General features: G+C 66.0%; 15 protein-coding genes. 9 read left to right on the top strand and 6 right to left on the bottom strand.

Going from position 1 to position 21,362, the window contains the following annotated elements:
* Positions 1–390 precede the first annotated feature (390 nt).
* Positions 391–1,020: a Crp/Fnr family transcriptional regulator gene (locus ACFSGX_RS03525; RefSeq protein WP_380927516.1), complete on the top strand. Its 630-nt coding sequence runs from the start codon at positions 391–393 to the stop codon at positions 1,018–1,020.
* A 19-nt stretch (positions 1,021–1,039) separates the two neighbouring features.
* Here ACFSGX_RS03525 and ACFSGX_RS03520 read toward each other — a convergent pair whose 3' ends face one another.
* Entirely contained in the window at positions 1,040–1,762 is a 723-nt protein-coding gene (locus tag ACFSGX_RS03520; protein WP_380927514.1) for a Crp/Fnr family transcriptional regulator, read from the bottom strand.
* 134 nt (positions 1,763–1,896) lie between these two features.
* Here ACFSGX_RS03520 and ACFSGX_RS03515 point away from each other — a divergent pair, with 134 nt between their 5' ends.
* Positions 1,897–2,208, top strand: a complete 312-nt coding sequence (locus tag ACFSGX_RS03515; protein WP_380927512.1) for a hypothetical protein — start codon at positions 1,897–1,899, stop codon at positions 2,206–2,208.
* An 87-nt stretch (positions 2,209–2,295) separates the two neighbouring features.
* A complete protein-coding gene (locus tag ACFSGX_RS03510; RefSeq protein WP_380927510.1) occupies positions 2,296–2,499 on the top strand; it encodes a hypothetical protein in 204 nt (67 codons plus the stop codon).
* A gap of 12 nt (positions 2,500–2,511) precedes the next feature.
* On the opposite strand, the gene ACFSGX_RS03505 is transcribed toward ACFSGX_RS03510, so the two are convergent.
* On the bottom strand, positions 2,512–4,683 hold the full coding sequence (locus tag ACFSGX_RS03505) for a family 1 glycosylhydrolase (RefSeq protein WP_380927508.1): 2,172 nt from the start codon (positions 4,681–4,683) through the stop codon (positions 2,512–2,514).
* 267 nt (positions 4,684–4,950) lie between these two features.
* On the opposite strand from ACFSGX_RS03505, the gene glf reads away from it, so the two are divergent.
* Complete coding sequence (gene glf / locus ACFSGX_RS03500) at positions 4,951–7,176, top strand: UDP-galactopyranose mutase (RefSeq protein ID WP_380927507.1); 2,226 nt, start codon at positions 4,951–4,953, stop codon at positions 7,174–7,176.
* A gap of 69 nt (positions 7,177–7,245) precedes the next feature.
* Here the strand turns inward: glf and ACFSGX_RS03495 are convergent, their stop codons facing one another.
* Positions 7,246–8,163, bottom strand: coding sequence for an EthD domain-containing protein (locus tag ACFSGX_RS03495; RefSeq protein ID WP_380927505.1), 918 nt, complete (start codon positions 8,161–8,163; stop codon positions 7,246–7,248).
* Between the two features lie 465 nt (positions 8,164–8,628).
* On the opposite strand from ACFSGX_RS03495, the gene ACFSGX_RS03490 reads away from it, so the two are divergent.
* A complete protein-coding gene (locus tag ACFSGX_RS03490) occupies positions 8,629–10,389 on the top strand; it encodes a calcium-binding protein (RefSeq protein WP_380927504.1) in 1,761 nt (586 codons plus the stop codon).
* An 88-nt stretch (positions 10,390–10,477) separates the two neighbouring features.
* On the opposite strand, the gene ACFSGX_RS03485 is transcribed toward ACFSGX_RS03490, so the two are convergent.
* Positions 10,478–11,761 (bottom strand): DEAD/DEAH box helicase, encoded by a 1,284-nt coding sequence (locus ACFSGX_RS03485; protein WP_380927502.1) that lies wholly within the window; start codon positions 11,759–11,761, stop codon positions 10,478–10,480.
* A gap of 327 nt (positions 11,762–12,088) precedes the next feature.
* Between ACFSGX_RS03485 and ACFSGX_RS03480 the strand changes: the two genes are divergently transcribed.
* A complete protein-coding gene (locus ACFSGX_RS03480; protein WP_380927501.1) occupies positions 12,089–14,998 on the top strand; it encodes a TonB-dependent receptor domain-containing protein in 2,910 nt (969 codons plus the stop codon).
* A 266-nt stretch (positions 14,999–15,264) separates the two neighbouring features.
* Here the strand turns inward: ACFSGX_RS03480 and ACFSGX_RS03475 are convergent, their stop codons facing one another.
* Together ACFSGX_RS03475 and ACFSGX_RS03470 are read right to left on the bottom strand one after the other, a co-directional pair.
* A complete protein-coding gene (locus tag ACFSGX_RS03475; protein ID WP_380927499.1) occupies positions 15,265–16,062 on the bottom strand; it encodes an MFS transporter in 798 nt (265 codons plus the stop codon).
* A 1-nt stretch (position 16,063) separates the two neighbouring features.
* Positions 16,064–16,474 carry a dihydroneopterin aldolase gene (locus ACFSGX_RS03470; RefSeq protein ID WP_380927497.1) on the bottom strand — a complete coding sequence of 137 codons (411 nt, stop codon included), beginning with the start codon at positions 16,472–16,474 and terminating at the stop codon, positions 16,064–16,066.
* 264 nt (positions 16,475–16,738) lie between these two features.
* Here ACFSGX_RS03470 and ACFSGX_RS03465 point away from each other — a divergent pair, with 264 nt between their 5' ends.
* From ACFSGX_RS03465 to ACFSGX_RS03455, 3 genes are all read left to right on the top strand, one after another.
* Positions 16,739–17,200 (top strand): RNA polymerase sigma factor, encoded by a 462-nt coding sequence (locus tag ACFSGX_RS03465; protein ID WP_380927495.1) that lies wholly within the window; start codon positions 16,739–16,741, stop codon positions 17,198–17,200.
* A 1-nt stretch (position 17,201) separates the two neighbouring features.
* Positions 17,202–18,122, top strand: coding sequence for a FecR family protein (locus ACFSGX_RS03460; protein ID WP_380927494.1), 921 nt, complete (start codon positions 17,202–17,204; stop codon positions 18,120–18,122).
* An 88-nt stretch (positions 18,123–18,210) separates the two neighbouring features.
* Positions 18,211–21,252, top strand: coding sequence for a TonB-dependent receptor (locus ACFSGX_RS03455; RefSeq protein ID WP_380927493.1), 3,042 nt, complete (start codon positions 18,211–18,213; stop codon positions 21,250–21,252).
* The last annotated feature ends 110 nt before the right edge of the window (positions 21,253–21,362 follow it).

The following is a 21,362-nucleotide window of genomic DNA, read 5'->3' as shown; positions in this document are numbered from 1 at the left end:
TTTCGACAACCGATACTGCACGCTGCATGCCCGGAACCCAACAACGCCGCGCACCGGCCGCCCCCTGTTCCATACAGGCCCGGCAATTCGTTACGCCTCAATAACTGGTGATGACGTAACGTCATCCCGATTTCACGGGACAGTCAGTAGAGCCATTATGGCAATACGAGTGTCGTATTCCACGAGCAATATTTCATAACTGAAATCAGGTTCAGTAGAATTTTGATTCAATATTGATCTGGGCGCCTTGAATGATAGTCATATCTCACATAAGGCGCTGATATGACCAAGGTTGATCCAAGCGCATTTATCCGAAAACTCTCGGGATACGGCGCCTTGTCAACCGGAGAGCTTGATATACTCAACGGGGCCTGCGTGAATGTGCGGAAAGTGTCCGCGCGTCAGGAACTGGCGCAGGAGGGCGACCGGCCCGAAACCGTCTTTCTGATGCTCGAAGGCTGGGCGATGCGCTACACGGTCATGCCGGAGGGTGGGCGGCAGGTCTTGGCCTTCCTGATGCCCGGCGACTTTTGCAATTTCCATGTCACGCTGCTCGCCGAAATGGATCACAGCATCAGCGCGATCACCCCGGGGCTGGTCGCCGCCATTCCCCGCGCGCAGGTCACCCGGTTGTGCGAAAGCACGCAGAACCTGCAACGCGCCTTCTGGTGGTCGCAACTCGTCGACGAAGGCGTGCTGCGCTCCTGGATCTCCAGCCTCGGTCGTCGCAACAGCCACGAACGCGTCGCCCACCTGATGTGCGAACTCTACGTCCGCGCCCACAATATCGGCCTCACGCGGCAGGACGGCAGCTGCGAAATGCCGGTGTCGCAACTCGTGCTGGCCGATGCGCTCGGTCTCACGCCCGTCCACGTCAACCGTGTGTTCCGCAAGTTCCGGCTCGACAACGTACTGACCATCGGGCGGGGCCGCCTCATTATCAACGATATCGACAAGCTCGTCCAGATCGCGGGCTTCCAGGGCAATTACCTCCACCGCAGGCTGCGCACCGCGGCGTAATCGGCAGCGCCGCCGGGCGTCAGGCGATCTGGCGCAGGCGGCGGTGCAGGTAATTCTCGTCGAAGCCCGCGATCTGCGCCAGCATCACCGGGTCCTGGATCACCATCGTCCCGCGGCGGATCTCCATCGCTTCGCGCGACCGCAGGTCCTTCAACACGCGGTTGATGTGGACCGGGGTCATGCCCAGCGCGTCGGCCAGCATGATCTGCGACAGCGGCAGCTCGAACCCCTCCCCTTCGACCAGCCCGATCCGGCTCGCGCGCAGATACAGTTCGCACATCAGATGCGCGACACGTTCGATGCTGGTGCGCCGGCCCATGCTGACGATCCACGCGCGCAGCGTCCCCTCGTCGGTCAGCTGCGCCCGGTACATCGCGCGCCGGATGTTGCGATGGCGGTCCATCAGGTCGTCCAGCACGCCGTTGGCGATCGTCGCGATCCGCGCCGCCTTCACCGTCTGGATGCTGTGATCCATTTCCGCCAGCGTGCCGACATGCAGGTCGCAAGCATCGCCCGGCAACAGGAACGCGACGATCTGCCGCGTGCCGTTGGGCAGGATCTTGTAACGCTGCGCCCAGCCGTCGAGCACGACGAACAGCGGACCCGGTCGGTCCCCTTCGCGGATCAGGTCGGTTCGCGCGGCGACTTTCCGCGCCGACCTGGTAACATTTTCGAGCGCGACGATATCCTCGTCGGCGAGCGGACCGAAACCCTTCAGTTTTTGAATGAAATGGTTGGACACCGCGCCCTTGTAGTCAGAGATGTACTAGAACGATATTGCTTTGCAATATTATCATAGTTTAATCTCGGAAGATAAGATTCCTGTAGGAAAGGTTGGAAGTTCGGCATTGTCGCGTCGCTGACATGCCCGGACGCTTGACGGATATTCCTCCGCCTGACCGAAAAGACGCTCAGATGCACGGTACCGAACCCCTTCCTTTCTCCGATGCGAATCACAACCGGTCCGCCCTGCTGCTCGTCGAAAGCCTCATCCACGCCCTGATCGAACGCGCCGTCCTGTCGGTGGACGAGGCGATCGACATCACGCTCACCGCCTGCGACGTACTGAACAGCGCGAACCGCGAAATCGGCATGGACGAAGCCGAATGCGCGCGGGCCGCAGCACCGCTCAAGGCGATCTGCGCGAGCCTGGAAGTCGATAAAAAGCCAGTCCCGACACAGGCTTAACTTCGTATAATGTTAGCGTGATCGCTGGGCGTATAAGCACCCGTCGGCGCGCATCCGTTCCGACACGACATGTCCGGAGGGGTCGCCATGCAGACGCACATCCTGGATTGGGGCAATTTGCGGATCGACACCGACGGTTCGCTGATCGTCGTGTCGCTCGCCGGCGGAACCTGCTTCTCGCTCGCGCCGCAACAGGCCCTCGAAGTGTCGCAGGCATTCCATCAGGCTGCGATCGACGCCGAAGGCAGCAAGGCCTGGCTCCGACCCGGCACCCGGTCCGGAACCGTCTAGCACAACGCCCGCCTACGCCGCCCGTGCGGTCCGCCGCCGGTGCCGTTCTACCAACGCCTTGATATCTCCCTCGAACCCGCCGAGCGACGTCGTCCGCTCGCTGCCGAGGGCGGCATACGCCGGACGAACCGCCTTCAGGCCCAGCGTCGCGCCCGGAACTGCCTTCACAAGGTCAGGATCATAGCCCGCAGCTTGGGCGACATGCCCACCAAACGCCGCCCAACTGACCGCCGTCTCGCCGGCCAGATGCCAGACCCCCTCCGCCCCGTCGATGAACAGGTCGAGCGCCGCATCGACCAGCGCGGGCACATAGCTCGGCGTCACGATCTGGTCGCCCGCCGCCGCGAACGGCCGGTTCGCCGCCAGCGCATCGAGCACTGCCCAGACGAAATTCTGAGTGCCGAACGGCGAGAAGAACGCCGCGGTCCGCACCACCAATCCGCCGGGCAGCACGGAACACACCTGCTCCATCGCCGCCTTGCTGCTGCCATAGGCATTCAACGGTCGCGGCACGTCGGACTCGACATAGGGCCGCGTCGCGCTGCCATCGAACACCAGGTCGCTTGAAAAGGACAGGCACGGGATCCCCCGGCCGGCACAGGCACGGCCCAGCCCGATCGCCGCCTCGGTATTGATCCGCCGGCACGCCGCCTCCGCGCTCTCCGCCTCGTCGACGCGCACCCAGCCCGTCGCGTTGACGACCCCCCACGGCCGATATGCGTCGAGGGCCGCCGCGATCCGCTCCGGCCGTTCCAGGTCCAGCTCGTCGCGGCGCGTCACGACATGGTCGATCCCCCGCGCGACACAAGCGCGCGCGAACGCCTGCCCCAGCGTCCCGCTCGCGCCGCAGATCAGCAGCGGCCCGGTCCCGTCCTGCTCCGCCGGCGTGCGCGTCGTCGGCGCGGGCCGGATCAGCGGCATGTGGGTCAGCCGGTCCGGCCGCCGCCACCACCCCGGGGCGGCCACCACCGGATGGCGCGCGGCCCCGGTCGGCAGTCCGCGCCACAACTCCGCCAGCGCAGTCGGCCGCGGCGCGTCCTTGCCGACGTCGAACACACCCGGCTCGTATAGCCCCGGCGCGGTCAGCAGCTTGTTCCAGTCATGACTGCCGAGCAGCGCCCACGCCGTGACGGCTTCGATCGCGATCCCCTCCTCGCGTAGCGCGCTCGCGGTATCCCAAGCCTCCGCAACCCAGCGCAACTGTTCCTCGCGCGTGCAGCCATTATGCACTTCGGTCAGCGCGATGGGTGTGCCGTAACGCTGCCACGCCTCGCGCAACACGCCCGCCAGCCCGGCCGGCGGCGGATCGAGCGCCCGCACCGCCTCGGTATCGGCATAGGCGATCTGGTCGTTGCTGCCATGCGTGTGGACCGGGTACCGCTCGACCCGGTGATCCAGGAACCGGTCGCTGGTCAGATAATGGTTCACCCCTACCACGTCGGGCGGGCACGGATCGTCGGCGATCGCCCGCAACCGATCGGCCAGCCCCATCCGGTCAAGCCGTGCCCACAGCGGATGATGCGGCGTCACCCGCCCGAACAGCAGGTCCCACCCCGCCCAGCGACGCAGATTGTCGAACGCCGCCTGTTCGGCCATCCGGACGGTGGCATAGGTCCGCCCGAGATCGTCGGTCTGGATCAGCCGCGCGTGGCGGTTGACCCGGCGCACCGCCTTCATCGCCGCCCGGGTCCCGTCGACCTGCGTCAGCAGCGCCTGCCAGAACGACCGTTCGTCGCGGTGATGGGGATACCAATGGCCGTACAGCCCCGAAAAGCGCGCGGTCGTCAGCGGCTCGTTGACCGGCGTCCAGTCGACAACCCATGGATAGCGCTCGGCAACCTCGGCCGCAAAAGCCCCCAGCCCCGCGGCAAAACCGTCGTCGATCAGGCTTGTATGCGCCGGCCCGCTGCCATGATGGACCAGCCCGACGATCGGCCTGACGCCCCGCGCGCGCAGCCGGTCCAGCCGCGTGTCGCTCCAGCTCCAGTCGGGCGCGTTGCTGCCGGCCGGCCGAACCCGCTCCCACAGGACCGGGAAACGCAGCGCCGTCACGCCCAGATCGGCGAACAGGTCGATATCGTCGAGGCGATCGTGATGCCCGCTGCGCCGCACCTGGTCGAGATACTCGTCACCGACCCGGTTCACCGTGCATTCCACACCGCCCCATAAGTTCAGTGGTTTCATCGGTGGACTCCTTCCAGACCAAACAGCTCATGCCTGTCGTCGTTCCGGATGTAATCTTGATCTAGATTGTTATTGTTCGATTTACTGGAACTAACATTATTAGGTGCCGTTCATTCTTCCTATAACCAAAAAGGGATTGTCATGCTCGGTAACGTTTCCTCGGATGGTCGCAGATCGTCGAACCTTCGGCCGGAAACCGATCAACCGACTTTGATCTGCTTCAGTCATCTTCGCTGGGCTTTCGTGTTCCAGCGACCGCAGCATCTGATGACCCGCTTTGCCGCCACGCGCCGCGTGCTGTTCTGGGAAGAACCGGAATATCGGGCCGGCGCCGACGCCGCCAAGCTCCGCCGCCACGCCGCCGAGGGCGGGGTCGAGGTGCTGACGCCGCTGCTCAGCGAAGCGTATCGCGGGCGCGAGGACGCCGTGCTCGCAACCCTGCTCGACGCGGTCGTCGCCGACACCCGCGGCCCACTCGTCCGGTGGTACTACACGCCGATGATGCTCGCCTTCTCGGACCATATCCCCGCCGACTGCATCGTCTACGACTGCATGGACGAACTCTCCGCCTTCCGGAACGCGCCGGCCGACCTGCTCGCGCGCGAACAGGCACTGATCGAGCGCGCCGACGTCGTCTTCACCGGCGGTGCCAGCCTGTACGAGAGCAAGCGCGGCCGTCACTCGAACGTCCACGCCTTCCCGTCCAGTATCGACGCCGCCCATTTCGGCAAGGCGCGCGCCATCACGACGCAGCCCACCGATCAGGCCGACATCCCCGGCCCGCGGCTGGGCTTCGTCGGCGTCATCGACGAACGCATGGACGTCGGCCTGCTCACTGCGATCGCCGATGCGCGACCGCACTGGTCGTTCGTCGTGATCGGCCCCGTGGTTAAGATCGACGAGGCCGATCTGCCGCGCCGCGCCAACATCCATTATCTCGGCAGCAAGTCCTACGCGGAACTACCCGACTATCTGGCCGGCTGGGACGTCGCGTTGATGCCGTTCGCGATGAACGAGGCGACGCGCTTCATCAGCCCGACCAAGACCCCCGAATATCTCGCTGCCGGCTGCCCCGTCGTGTCGACGCCGATCACGGATGTCGTCCGCCAATATGGCGCGCTCGATGCCGTCGGGATCGCCGATACCGCGGACGCGTTCGTCGCCGCCTGCGACCACGCGATGGCGCTGCGCGAACAGGGCACTGGCTGGCGCGACGTTGCCGATGCGCAGCTTGCCACCGGATCGTGGAACGGCACCGCGCTGGCGATGGACGCGCTGGTCGACGCCGCAATCGTGCTGCGCGACAAGCATGAGGCGGTCGTCTCGCCGACCAGCTGGCCGGCGGCGCGCGAACGCTACGACGTCATGGTCGTCGGCGCGGGGTTCGCCGGCGCGGTCATGGCAGAGCGGCTGGCCAACGACGGCGGCAAGCGCGTGCTGGTGGTCGACCGCCGCCCGCACATCGCCGGCAACGCGTTCGACCATCTCGACGCGGCCGGCATCCTGATCCACCAATATGGCCCGCACATCTTCCACACCAATTCGACCGAGATCGTCGACTATCTGTCGCAGTTCACGGACTGGCGGCCCTACGAACATCGCGTGCTGGCGCAGGTCGGCACGCAGCAGGTCCCGATGCCGATCAACCGCACCACGCTCAACATGCTGTACGATCTCGACCTCCGCGGCGATGCCGATGTCGATGCGTTCCTCGCCTCGCGCGCCGAGCCGGTCGATCCGATCCGCACCTCCGCCGACGTCGTCGTGTCGAAGGTCGGTCGCGAACTCTACGAGACCTTCTTCCGCGGCTACACGCGCAAGCAATGGGGCATGGACCCGTCGGAACTCGACAAGTCGGTCACCGCACGCGTGCCAACCCGGACCGACACGGACGATCGCTACTTCACCGACCGGTTCCAGGCGATGCCCGCCGCCGGCTACACCGCCATGTTCGAACGGATGCTCGATCACCCCAACATCGACGTGCTGCTGGACGTCGACTACACCGCGGTGCGCGATGTCTACCCACACGACCATCTGGTTTTCACCGGTCCGATCGACGAGTATTTCGGCCACCGCTACGGGCCGTTGCCCTACCGCTCGCTGCGGTTCGAACATCGGACCGAGGACACCGAATGGCATCAGCCGGTCGCGGTCGTAAACTATCCGGACGAGGACGTGCCATACACGCGCGTCACCGAGTACAAGCACCTCACCGGCCAGACCGCGTCGCGCACCAGCCTGACCACCGAATATCCCAGCGCCACGGGCGATCCCTACTACCCTATCCCGCGCGACGAGAACCAGGCGCTGTTCAAGCGGTACGAGGCGCTGGCACTGGCGGAACACAATGTCAGCTTCGTCGGGCGGCTCGCCACCTACCGCTACTATAATATGGACCAGGTCGTGGGCCAGGCGCTGGCGACCTACCGCCGGCTCGATGCCGCGTCCGAACGGCAGGCGATGACCATGATCCCCGCCGCCGCCGAGTGACGTGAGACGGTCATAAGCAAGCGACGGGGGTGGCCATGATCTTCAAGACCACCCCCGCTGCCTTTCAGCTTACGCGACGGAACCCGTCTGCATAAGCTGCCGCACATCGTTTGTGAGTTGATTGTTCGCACCCAGCCGCTCGATTAACTCCGCCTGACGGCTGCCCCGCAGTCCCGCGGTCGTTAGCTGACCGTCGCGCACATAGGTGTAGATGCCACTCACCGCGAACGCGGAGGCATGTGCGATCTGCGCCGCCTGCCCGGCCTGCGTCGCCAGGAACGCCTCGGACTCGAAGAACGCGCGACGCGTCAGCGGCGTCTCGAACGCGAACTCGATCACCGCGATCAGCGCGCGTTCGGCCGGGACCAGATGATCGACGTTCGGCGCCGGCGGCGCAGGTTCGGCATTGTCGTACAGGTCCGGCACGTGCAGCCGCAGCTTCAGCACCGCCGGGTCCGCGGCCAGCGTCTCGGCGAACTCCGTCATATACGCACCGAACGCCCCGGCATCGCGCCCCGCCGCACCGAAGTGGACATGGATCCGGTCGAACCCGTCGTTGCCGTTCGGGATCGGATCGGCGATCCGGTCGATCAGCGTCCGCGACCCGTTGGGCAGCGCATAGGCGACGGTCGCCGCGAACATGTTCTGCTCGTCGGCGAACAGGATGTGGCTCGCCGCGTTGAAGATCTCTTGGTCCGCCGCGGTTGCGAAGCCGATCTCGACCCCGCCATCCAGTTCATAATCCTCGAACGGCGTGATGCCCCCGATCGCCGGCCACAAATGGGCGTCCTGCGCGCGGTTGAGATGGTTCTGGACATACCAGCCGAGCCCCGGGATCCGCGAACACAGCGGCCCATGAACATCCCGCCAATAGGTCGCGAACACCTCATGCGGCACCCGCGGCCGGCGCAACACGGTCGTATAGCTGTTGATCGCGATGCTCGCGTCGCGCTCCGCATAGTCGTTCGTGATCGAAACTCTGGGCATGATGAGGCTTTCTGGTCTTGAGACGGACGGATCGGTGCCCGTCGAAAAGGCGGCGGGACGCACTGTCCGGATCGGAACGCGCGACACGCCCGTCCCACCAAACCCACGGGTCGCTCAACGCGCCTCGCCTGCTTTATATGCCGCCACATATGCCGCCACATTTGGTCGGGCATCGCCTCCACCGATCAGAAAACTCGGCCCGGTCGCGAAGGCAAAACTGGGCAAACCCGCGCAATTCGCAAAGTATATTATACCATGCGCCCTAGTCTGTCGGCACTCCCCGTCCGCACGTTCGATGTCACGGAACGTCTATTCCCTAACGGCAAGGCCGTTTTCGAAACCCGCCGACCCCCGCACAAGAAAAAAAGTGTCCCGTTTTTTGCAAAGACTTAACCTTTGCGTTTTCGGGCTTTCGTCTACACGACGCCATAAGCTGACCGCGGGCGCGGTGGCAGGAGAGACACAATGGCGAAATCTGCATACACGAACGACGTCATCGACGGCACCGATGGCGACGATATCCTGAACGGCACGGACGGTTCGGACACGATCTACGGCTATGCCGGCAATGATTTCATCAACGGCAGCCTCGGCGCCGACGTCCTCGACGGCGGCGAGGGCGACGACGTGTTCCGCTTCAGCGTCACGGATGACAGCGGCGAGGATCTCGGCACCGGCAGCATCATCGGCGGCGAGGGCAACGACCTTCTCGACCTGAGCGGCATCGCACCGACCACGATCGGCGCGGTCGATACCGATGACGGCGAATCGCTCGGCGTGTTCGTCGGAACGCAGCGCTATGCCCTCAACGGCATCGAGCAGGTCATCGTCCGCGCCGGCAGCTATGTCGAACTGTTCACGGGCAGCGAAGGCGCCCAGCTCCAGCTCGACGTCGTCGGCAGCGCCAACACCGAAATCTATCTGTCCGGCAACCGGACCGTCAACAGCGGCTCGGGCGACGACTACATCTTCGCATCGGGCATCGCCTCCACCAAGACGACCGGGGCGATCTCGGGCGGCGATGGCGTCGATACGCTCGGTCTCGACAACGGGTTCCAGGTCGATCTGGCCGCAGGCACGGCCTATTCGGCCAGCTCCTTCTTTGCGCTTTCGGGTATCGAGAACGTCATTGCGGCGGCCGACGGCGGCAGCCGGTCGTCGATCGCGGGCGACGACAACGCGAACGTCTTCAGCGTGCTGTCCTACGCCGATGACGGCCAGACCGGCATCACCTTCGACGGTCGCGGCGGAAACGACACGATCACCGGCAGCACCGGGAACGACCTGCTCATCGGCGGCGAGGGCAACGACCTGCTGACCGGCGGCCTGGGCATCGACACGCTGAGCGGCGGCCTCGGCGACGACACGCTGTACGGCAACCAGGGCGACGACAATCTGAACGGCGGCGACGGCGCCGATACGCTCTTCGGTGGCCAGGGCAACGACCTGCTGACCGCGGGTCTCGGTAACGACACGCTGTTCGGCAATATCGGCGACGACACGCTGTACGGCAACCAGGGCGACGATACGCTCTCGGGCGATGCCGGCAACGACTCGCTGTTCGGCGGTCAGGGCAACGACTTGGTGTCCGGCGGCGACGGTAACGACACGCTGTTCGGCAACCTCGGGAACGATGTCCTGTACGGCAACATCGGTGCGGACACGCTGCAGGGCGATGACGGCGACGACATCCTCTACGGCAACCAGGACAACGACGTGCTGTACGGCAATGTCGGCAACGACACGCTCTACGGCGGCCAGGGCGACGACCTGGTCTATGGCGGCCGCGGCGACGACCAGCTGTTCGGCAACCTCGGCAACGACGTCCTGCAGGGCGGCCTCGGCAGCGATACGCTGACCGGCGGCAGCGGCGCGGACATGTTCCGGTTCGTCCTGGCCGGCGACTCGACCGTCGCCGCTTCGGATGTCATCACCGACTTCGAAACGACCGTCGACAAGATCGATGCCCAGGGGCTCTACACGAACGCCGCCGACAGCTTCCAGATCACGTCGGGCGGCGGCAACACGTTCGTCGACTTCGATCTGGGCGGCAACGGCTCGATCGATCTGCGCGTCCAGGTGACCGGTGAGAACGCCGTCACCGCATCGGACGTCCTGTTCGGTACGCCGTCGGTCGCGGCCTTTGGTGCCGACGATACCGCGCATGCCGCCATGTGGGTCGCCGACATGCCCGTGATAACCCCGGACGTCGTGGGCACCTGGTAACAAATAGGATCGGGCGGAGGTGGTCCCGACCACCCCCGCCCGATCCTTTACCTGACGTTCTGCAAGCTGCCGCCGTTCGGCAATCCGTTCAGGCGGCCCGTGCCGCCATTCGCGCCGCCAGCTTCTCTTCCTCGGTCCAGATCTTGCGCTCACGGTCCTTCTGCGGCTTGACCTGCTTGACCGGCCCGCCGCCCAGCACGGGCGCCCGCTTCGTCGAATGACGCGCAACCTCGCAATGCCACGGGTGATCGTCGCGCACCATAAGCGCGAGCCCGATTTCCCGCTCCACATCATGCAGCCAGGCACGCTGCTCGGCATCGCACAGCGTTACCGCAAAGCCGCTGCGCCCCGCCCGACCGGTGCGGCCGATCCGGTGGACATAGCTTTCCGGCAGGCTCGGCAGGTCGTGGTTGAACACATGCGTCACCGTGTCGACGTCGATCCCGCGCGCCGCGATATCGGTCGCGACCAGCACCTGCACCGTCCCGGCGCGGAACGCATCCAGCGCGCGCTCCCGCTGACCCTGCGACTTGTTGCCGTGCAGCGCCTCGGCGGTGATCCCCCCCTCGCTGATGAACGCGCACACTTCGTTCGCGATGTTCTTCTGCAGCGTGAACACGACCGCCTGGCCGATCTCCGGCGTCCGCAGCAGCGCCAGCAGCGCGGTCTTCTTGTCGGCCGCATCGAGGAACATCACCGACTGCTCGATCCGTTCGACCGTCGTCGACGGCGGCGCGATCTCGACCTTTGCCGGATCGCGCAGCAGGCTCTGCGCCAGCGTCGCGATGGACTTCGGCATCGTCGCCGAAAACAGCAGCGTATGGCGATCGCTCGGCAGCGTCGCGACGATCCGCTCGATCGGCTTGGCAAAGCCCATGTCGAGCATCTGGTCCGCTTCGTCCAGCACCAGCGCCTCGAGCGCGGACAGGTTGCACAGCCCCTGGTCGACCAAGTCGAGCAGCCGCCCCGGCGCCGCCACGATGATGTCGACGCCGGCCTCGAGCGCCTTGACCTGATGGAACTGACTGACCCCACCGAAGATCGTCGTGATGCTCAGCGACAGGTGACGGCCGAAACTCTCGAAGCCGGCGGCGATCTGCGACACCAGTTCGCGCGTCGGCGCCAGGACCAGGATACGCGCCCCGCCCCGCGGCGCCGGTCGTGGGTTGGCGGCAAGCCGATGGAGCAGCGGCAGCGCGAACGCCGCGGTCTTGCCCGTGCCGGTCTGCGCCATGCCGAGTATGTCACGGCCCTGCAACAGCAACGGGATCGACTGCGCCTGGATCGGCGTCGGGCTCACATAGCCCTCCTCCGCCAATGCCTGCAGCAGGGACGGTGCCAGATCGAGATCTGCAAAAGTCATGGTCGTCATCACGCGGTGCCTCCAGCGCTAAGGCTGCGCCGGATCAGCTTGGCATATTAGCAGCGAGGCCTGTAAAGTTTTATGCTGCACTGCGTCAACGTCAAAACCATGACGGTCTCGCAGCCGGACGGTCGCGATCCCCGCCAGCCTTCGCCCCGACGCCAACACCGAAGCGCTGCGCCCTCCTGAGCCCGACCCCCACCCATTCCCGCATGTTGCAGCATTGTAACACTCGTTGAAACTTCGTTGCCAAACTGTTGCCGAATGATGGCGGACTATTGCGGCGCACCCTGTTTTCCCGAACCTTGCGGCTCGGATCAATCAGGGGGCCTGACGATGACGCTGAACCGAACCTTCCTTCGCTCGGGCATATGCCTTCCCGCCATGCTGCTCGCGGGTGCCGCCCATGCGCAGGCCGTCGACGTCGGCCCGGCCGCGTCCGCCAGCGCATCGACCAACGAGGCCGCGGACACGCCCGACGACATCATCGTCACCGGCTCCCGCATCCGGCAGAACCCGCTGGAACAGCGCTCGCCCGTCGTCACGCTCGACAGCGCGGCGCTCGCCCAGACCGGCCTCACCTCCGTCGCGGATATCCTCCAGCGCCTGCCCAGCGCCGCCGGTGGCCTCAACACGAAGGTCAACAATTCCGGCAACATCGGCAATCCGCAGGACGGCGGCGGCGTCGGCGCCGGCTCGTCCGAAATCGACCTGCGCTATCTGCTCGCCAAGCGCACACTCGTGCTGGTCGACGGCCTGCGCTACGTCAACGGCGCATCGGCCAGCGGCATCCCCGGCACCGTCGATCTGAACACCATCCCCAACAGCTCGATCGAGCGGATCGAGGTCCTGCAATCCGGCCAGTCGCCGCTCTACGGATCGGACGCCATCGCCGGCGTCGTCAACATCATCACCAAGACCAGCCAGCAGGGCCTGCGCATGTCCGGCCAGTTCGGCACGTTCCGCGCAGGCGACGGCGACTCCTACAATGGCGACATCAGCTACGGCGTGAAGGGTCCGACCACCTCGCTCGTCTTCGGCGGTAGCTATGTGAAGGAAGGCAGCGTCCGCACCGCCGATCGCAGCATCTCGCAATTCCCCAACCCGGGCCAGACGACCTGCGAGGACCCGCGCGGCGGTTGCTCCGGCGCGGCACTCGGCGGACGCATCGTGTTCAACCAGGGCAACGCGGTGCGTCCGCAGGGCGGCACGCTCACCGTCCGCCAGAACGGGCTCACCACCCGCGGCGTCTACGATCCCACGTTGGTCGGCGGCGATTTCCGCGCTTTCACGACGGCGGACCGCTTCAACTTCTCGCCGTTCAACTACTTCCTGACGCCGTCGGAGCGTTACGGCGCGTTCGTCAACTTCAAGCAGGAGCTGGGCTCCGACATCAACCTGCGCGTTCGGGCGATCTACAATCACCGCAATTCGCAGAACCAGGCCGCCTTCTTGCCGCTGAACGTCGGTCCCGACGCCGGCACCGGCACGCTGACCGACCGCATCTCGATCGACGCGACCAACCCGTTCAACCCGTTCGGCGTCACGCTGTCGGCGGGCGGCACAGGCCAGCCGCCGGCGAACTACGCACTGGTCGGCCGCCGCCTGGTCGAGGCGGGGCAGCGCACCTACAACCAGCGGGTCGACACGATGTCGGTCACCGCGACGCTCGACGGCAAGTTCCAGCTCGGCGAACGGACCTTCTACTGGGACGTGAACGCGGTGCAGGGCTTCAACGACGCCAAGCAGGTGTTCACCGGCAACATCAACACGCAACGCCTCGCCCAGGCGCTCGGCCCGGTCGCGCAATGCACCGGCGAATGCGTGCCGTTCAACATCTTCGGCGGCGCGGGCTCGATCACCCCGGCGATGCTCGCCTTCGTCGGCTTTACCGAACGCGCGCGCAGCAGCCAGGAACTGCGCGACTACACCGCCAACCTGACCGGTGAGCTGTTCGACCTGCCCGCCGGCCCGGTCGGCATCGCGGTCGGCTACGAACATCGCTACCAGAAGGGCTCGTTCACGCCCGATCCGCTGATCCAGGCGGGCTTCGGCGCGGACATCCCGGCGCAGGCGGCCAGCGGCTCGTTCAACTCCGACGAATTCTACGGCGAAATCCGCGTGCCCCTGCTGAAGGACGTGCCGTTCTTCAACTCGCTGGAGGCATCGGGCGCGGTCCGCCACGTCAACTATTCGACCAGCGGCAGCAACACGACCTACACCGCCACCGGCCTGTGGAAACCGATCTCCGATCTGCTCTTCCGCGCCTCCTTTGCAGAGGGGTTCCGCGCCCCCAGCATCGGCGAACTGTTCGGTGCGCAGTCGCGGTCCGACATCGGCATCCCCGATCCGTGCAGCAACATTCCCGGCTCGCGCTACCAGGCGTCCGACACGGTGCGCGCCAACTGCGCGGCGAACGGCGTGCCGACCAACGGCAGCTACCAGGAACCGACCGGGCAGCTCGGCGTGACGACCGGCGGCAACCGCGCGCTCGCCCCCGAAACCTCGAAGACCTGGCTGTTCGGCGGCGTGCTCAGCCCCGCCTTTCTACGCGACAGCGGCTTCGCCAGCCAGTTCGCGCTGGAGGCCAACTATTACGACATCAAGGTGTCCGGCGCGATCGCCTCGACCAACCCGCAAGTCACGCTGGCCCGCTGCAGCGAAGCCGGCGACGCGCTCAGCTGCTCCAACGTCATCCGCAGCAGCAGCGGCCGCATCTCCAGCATCGTCGGCCTGCTCCAGAATATCGGGCAGATCCGCACGCGCGGCATCGATCTGACGCTCAGCTACCGCTCGCCGCAGACCGCGGCCGGCATCTTCGGCCTGTCGCTCAACGGCAACCACCTGATGAAGTATACGGAGACGACGCCCACCTCAACCGGGTTCAGCGCGATCAGCTACCGCGGCACCACCCGTGGTTCGCCCGACCAGTCCTACCCGAAGTATAAGGGCACCGGCGTGGTCAGCTGGAGCATCGCCGATTTCGAGGCGTCGTTCACCGGCCGCTACATCAACCACGTCACCCAAAACACCGGCGCCCGGCTGAAGAACACTTTCTACGGCGACGTGCAGCTGACCCTGTCGCCCGCCTTCCTCGACCGGAAATACGACTTCACGGTCGGCGTCCGCAACGTCTTCAACCAGGACCCGCCCGCCTGCACGACCTGCACCGGCCCGAACTACGATCCGACGACCTACGACGTCCCAGGCCAGTTCGGCTACCTGCGCGTGTCCTACCGGATGTAACCCCGGGACCGGCAGCGCTGCCGGTCCACTCGATTTGCCTGCACGGGAGAGATGCGGAGGGCGGCGACCCTCCGCAGAATTGCAGAATATGCCGTCGTCTCAGCCGCCGGCATCGGTGTGCGCGTCGGTGCGATTGCTGACGATACCGGACGATCGGTCGTTGCGGACGACACGAGCGACGTTAACACAAGCGTGGCCAGCCTGATCCCGGATGGCCGGTGCATTGCACGGTGCAGGACTAGGTCAGGCGCGCGCTTTCTTCATCGTCAGCCGTCTGAAACCGGTGGCTCAGCCGGTCCGCGCGCAAGGATCGCCAGCAGCGCCGCGCCGATCAGCGCCCCCGAACCGACGATCGCGATGGCTAGCGGGATGCTGGTGCCGCCGGCGATCAGGAACCCGCCGATCAGCGGCCCGACGATGGCGCCGCCCCGGCCGATCCCGATCGCGAGGCCCGTGCCGGTCACGCGCAGCTCGGGCGGAAAGCTGCGCGCCAGCAACGCATAGAGCCCGACGATCCCGCCAAACACGCACATGCCCGCGACGAAGGCCACCGCCTGCAACGCGACCAGACCGTAGACCATGCCGAAGACCGCGAATGTCGCCGCCGTGCCGATCATGGCAAGGACCACCAACCGCATCAGCCCGAAGCGCGGCGCGGCCCAACCGAGCGCGGAGCCGCCGATGCCGAGGCCGGTCAGCACGCGCCAGACGCACAGACTGTAAATCCCGTCCGCCGTCGCGGTCAGCGCCATGCCGAGCGTCATCAGCACGAGGCAGCCGAGGATCAGCGGACGTCGCCCGAACCGGTCGCCAAACGGCGCGAGCAGCAGCGAGCCCGCCGCCATGCCGACCAGTCCCGAAGACAAGGCGATGCCGAGCTGTGCCGGCCCGATCCCCCAGTCCTGGGAGATGCCGGGCGCGGCGAAGGTGATCGCCAGCACATCGAACCCGTCGAGCGCGTTCAGCGCGACCGACAGCGTGACCGCCCAGATCTGCGGCCGGCTCATCGGTCGGTCGGCGAGCAACGACGCGATCGATCCCGACGGTGGTGCTGTGATGGCCATGTTATGCGTCGTCCCTCATGCTGCGGCTTGCGGATGCCGCGACGCCCGACAGTACCGCCGTGCGGCTCAGCACGGTTGTGACCGTTGCGATGCCGGAGGGCAAAGCCTGTGGCCTGTCGGTCGTCACCGACGCGCGCCTGACACCCGACAGTTTCAGGCAAGCCGAAACCATGCAGTGCGCAAAGGTTTCGACCAACGCGATATGGTGCGCGTCCAGCGTCGCGGCGACGGCTGCGATATCGCGATAGTCGATCGTGGCCTCGATCGCATCGTGCCCGACCCGATCGATCCACAGCCATGCCGTCACAACGAGCGGCTGCCGCCGGCCGATCTCACGCGAATAAACGCCGATATCGGCCATCACCGTCATTTCGCGAACGCCGACGCGCAGCATGGCGACCCACTTGCTCACGAACAGCCTGTCCGCGACTTGAACGACGGTGGCCAACCGACCGATGCACTGCTCCAGCCCTTCCGATCGAAGTCGATCCAAATCATCGAAGGCTGACGGGGCGAGCTCTCAAGCTCGGCATCCACCATCGGGACCTCGAAGCGCCCCCCTCATCCGACGCGTCAGTCATCCGCTTGCAGCATCATTGTCACGGAACCGTCTCCCGGTGCCCCTAGCCGCTGCGGCATGGGTGGAGGCGAAGCTTCAATACGCGCCGGCAGGCTGATGCTCGGCTGGGCTCGGCTGCGCGACCAGATCGCGCGGCATACCAGGCGGGACGATGCGGAGGATCTGCTGCACGACGCCTGGGTCGGCCTGGCCGAACGGCAGGTCGTGGCCGACAATGCCGCCGCCCTCCTCACCCGGGCTGCCGCCAATCGCGGGTGCGATGCCTGGCGGCGCGAACGGCGCGTGGGCACTGGCGTCTCGATCGATCTGGCCGCCGACGCACTGGCCGATCACCGCCCGTTGCAGGACGAGGTCCTGATCGCCCGCCACCGGCTGGAACGGCTGCGTGGCGGCGTCGAACATCTCAGCCCGCGGACGCGCCAGATCTTCTTGATGCACCGGCTCGACGGTCTTAAGTATCGCGAAATCGCCGAGGAACTCGGCATCAGCCAGAGCGCTGTGGAAAAGCACGTTGCGCGTGCGATGTCGCATCTGACCGATTGGATGGAGAATTGGTGACGTGACCTTCCGCGGCGAGCCGGCGACATTCAACCGGCAGGCGGCGGACTGGATTGCGCGATTGCATGCGGACGATCGTACGGGTCATGACATAGCGGCGTTCCGTGCCTGGATGAATGCCGATCCGCAGCATGCCGACGCGTTCGAACGCGCCTCGGCCGTCTGGGACTCCGCGGGCGGCCTGACCTCGCCTCCGCCGACCGTCCGGCCATCGTTGCCGTCGCGTCGCGCGGTCATGGCGGGTGGCGCGGCGCTGCTCGTCGCCGGCGGTTCGTCCATGGGCTGGCGCGCGGCGAACGCGGGTGTCTACCGGACCGATGTCGGCGAACAGCGTCGTCTCGTGCTGGACGACGGCACGCGCGTCATGCTCGATACCGCCACGCGCATCCGCTTCCGGGCGAACCAGGATCTGCGCATGCTGTGGCTGTCCAGCGGGCGGATCGATCTCGCCGTCGCCGCCGATCGCCGCCCGTTCGCGATCCGGACCGGGGACCGGCGCGCGCTGGTGCGGACCGGGCGGCTCGACATACGTTATGACACCGGACACGCGGCCGTGACCGCGCTCGACGGGGTCGCCCGGGTCGAGACGGCGGGTGCATCCGTTCCGATCCGACCGGGCCAGCGCATCGCCATGACCGATGGTCGCCCCGACCGAATGGATCGTCCCGAACTGGACGATCTGATTGCATGGCAGAGCGGCCGGCTGGCCTTCCGCGATCAGACCTTGGCGGAGGCGACGGCGGAGATGAACCGCTACACCGATCGATCGCTTGTCGTGGCCGACCCGAAGGCGGCGGCGATGCGCTTCACCGGCCTGTACCGCGTCGGCGATCCAGAGGCGTTCGCCCTTTCACTCGCGGTGCTGCTGCCCGTGCGGGTGGATGCCGCCGCCGACGTCATCCGCATTTCGGCCACCAGCTGAAATTATTTTCGCGCCGGGCGTGAGGTAAATCGACTCCCGTTCGTCAGACCTGCGACGCTCGCTGGGGGGCGTGAGACGGGGACCACGAATGACGAACCTGAAGCAGCGGCTATGCCGTTCGGCGGCGCTTGCGCTTGCCCTTTCGACGGTCGCGATGGCCGATATCGCAAGCGCGCAGACCGCGCAGCGGCCGGTCCGGCTGACCATCGCCGCACAACCCATGGACCGCGCGCTCGAGCAGGTCGCACGGCAGAGCGGGAACGATATCCTGTTCACCGGCGCCACGGTGGCGGGCCTGAACGCACCGGCTCTGACCGGCGCCTTCGCGGCGGAGGCGGCCGTTCGCCGCTTGATCGCCGGCACCTCGTTGACCGTGACGCGGGACGCCGCCGGCGCGCTGATCGTCCGCCCTCTGCTGGCGGCGGCCCTGCAAACGCCCCCGGCCGTCCCGACGACAAGCAGCGTCGCCGCCGATGAGGCAAATATCGTCGTCACCGGCAAATTCTCCGACGGTGTCGGGGCGTCGCTGGACGTCAAGCGGAACGCGGACTCGATTTCCGACGCGGTCGTCGCGGCGGACATCGGCAAGCTGCCGGCGTTCAACGTGGCCGAGGCGTTGCAACGTGTCCCCGGTGTCACGATCGTACGTGAGGCGGGCGAAGGCCAGTTCATCAGCGTGCGCGGCCTCGGCCCGAACTTCCAGGCGGTGACGTTCGACGGCATGCCGCTCGCCTACAACGAGAATATTCGGAATTCCGGCCAGTCCGGCCGCCAGTTCCGGCTTCAGGTGCTGCCCGCAACGCTGATCGACAGCGTCGTGGTCATCAAGTCGCCGACCGCCGATCTGATCGAGGCGGGGGTCGGATCGACCGTCGATATCCGCCTGATCAACCCGCTCGATCGCAAGCCGTTCATCGCGGCCAGCGCCTTTGCCGGCTACGAGGAACGCACCGACACGATCAACCCCAACGGCACGCTGTCCGCCGGTTGGCACAACGACGACAAGACGTTCGGCCTGCTCGGCGGCGTGTCCTATTCGAAGCGCGAGGTGCAGTTCGACCGGTTGCGCGTCGGTTGGCAGACCATGAACGTCCCCGGCCTGGGCGATCTTCGCGTACCGGCCGATGCGCAGCCCTATCTCGAACTCGAAAACCGCGAACGGATCAGCGCGGTCCTCGGCATGCAGTGGCGGCCGGCCCCCAACCTTGAATTCGACATCGACGGTCTGTGGTCGCAGTTCAACAACGAGACCACCGAACGCCGGCTGACCTACTATATCCCCAGCCAGATCGCGCGGCTCGACCTGTCGACCGCGGTCGTCGAGGACGGGCGGCTCGTCGCGGGCACCATCCGCGGCGCACGGATGCGGAACTACGCCGAATATCTCGATCAGTCGCACGAGAATCTGCAGCTGAACGCCACGATGAAGCTCGACCTGGCCGGCTGGCGCATCGAACCGCGGTTCAGCTATGCCCGCGCCAACAGCGATCTGGTCACCCCGATCCAGCGCGTCCAGTACCGCACCGCCGATCGACAGGGCGGCGACCTGACCTTCGATTTCCGCGGCGACCCGATCGACACGGGCAAGATCAACGCGCTCTACACCAGCCTCGACCTGACCGATCCGTCGAAGATGACGTTCGAGAGTTTCGCCGTGCGCCCGATCAATTCGCGCGACGAGGACAAGACCGGCGTCCTGAACATCTCACGCGAGATCGATCTGAACTTGGGCGGCCTGCGCATCACCAAACTCGCGTTCGGCGGCCAATATTCGGACCGCTACCGCGACTATCAGCGCCGCGACCGCAGCACGACGAAGCTGCGCGACGGCGTGACGCGGACCGGCGAGTTCCTTGACTATCCGGTCCCCGGCAACGCCTTCGATCAGTCGATCGGCACGTTCCAGCCATGGACGAACGTGAACTGGGACCTGTTCAACAACAGCTACGTCCTGACCGGTGAATTTGACGGCGTGAACCCCAGCGCGGACGATCTGGTCGCGACCGCGGCCGACCGTCAGAACTCCTACCGCATCGGGGAAGAGATCGCCGCCGGCTATGGCCGCCTCGATTTCGCATCCGATCTCGGCCGCGTACCGGTCACCGGCAATGTCGGCGTGCGCTACGTCCGGACGGAGACCGACGTGCTCGGCACCACCGTCACGCCGGTCCGCAACGCCGCGGGCGTCGTGACGACCGACGTGACGCCGGTCAGGACCAAGGCCAGCTATGCCGAATGGCTGCCCAGCGCGAACGCGAGCTTCGGGATCACCGACGAGATCAAGGTGCGCGTGGCGGCGTCGCGCACGATGACCCGCCCCTCGCTGTCCGAACTGCGCAATTCGATCAACACCAACAGCGTGACCGTCACCGACATCTTCAACCGCGGCGCCGCCGCGCTTGCGGACCCGACGATCAACCTGACCGCATCGGCCGGCAACCCGAACCTGCGGCCCTACACGTCGTGGAACTACGACCTCTCGTTCGAATGGTATTTCAGGCAGTTCGGCGGCTTCACCGCCGCAGCGTTCCACAAGGATATCAGCGACTATATCGCCTCCGATTTCGAGACGCGGTCGCTGGCCTTTGCGGTCAACAACGGCGCCACGCTTCCGGTCGACGTGCTGGTCTCCACCCCGACCAACGTCGGCGATGCGAAGATCTCCGGGATCGAGTTCGGCTACACAAACCGTCTGCCGTTCGGGCTCGGCATAACCGCGACCGCCACCTTCACCACGTCGAAGCTGAAACTGGACCTCGCCGACACCGGCGTCCGGTCGGCCCGCGTCATGGGCGTCTCCGACACAAGCTATTCGATCACCCCCTTCTTCGAAAGCGGGCCGTTCGAATTCAACGTCAGCTACACCTATCGCAGCGCGTACATGACGGACGCGGGCGCGGTCGTAACGTCGCTGCCGACGACCGAGGATGTCCTGCCTTATTATCAGGACGGCTACGGGATCGTCGACCTCGGCGCGAGCTACCAGATCCGGCCGAACATCGAAGCCTTCGTCCAGGCCGTGAACATCCTCGACCAGCGCCAGGTTTCCTATGCGGGGACACGGGAGGAGGTCTCGGAAATCCACACCTTCGGTCGCACCGTCAATTTCGGCATCCGCGCGAAATTCTGATCGGCATCGGGCCGGCTGTCACGACAGGCGATGTCGTGGCAGTCGGCCGGACACCGGAGCCTGTGGAGCATCGCTCGCGTCCACCCCGCTTTCCACCTTCATCGTCATTC

The sequence above is a fragment of the Sphingomonas arantia genome (assembly GCF_042682045.1).
GTDB classification, from domain to species: domain Bacteria; phylum Pseudomonadota; class Alphaproteobacteria; order Sphingomonadales; family Sphingomonadaceae; genus Sphingomonas_R; species Sphingomonas_R arantia.
Note: the sequence above shows the minus strand (reverse complement) of the source record. Positions and strands in the feature narration are given on the sequence as shown.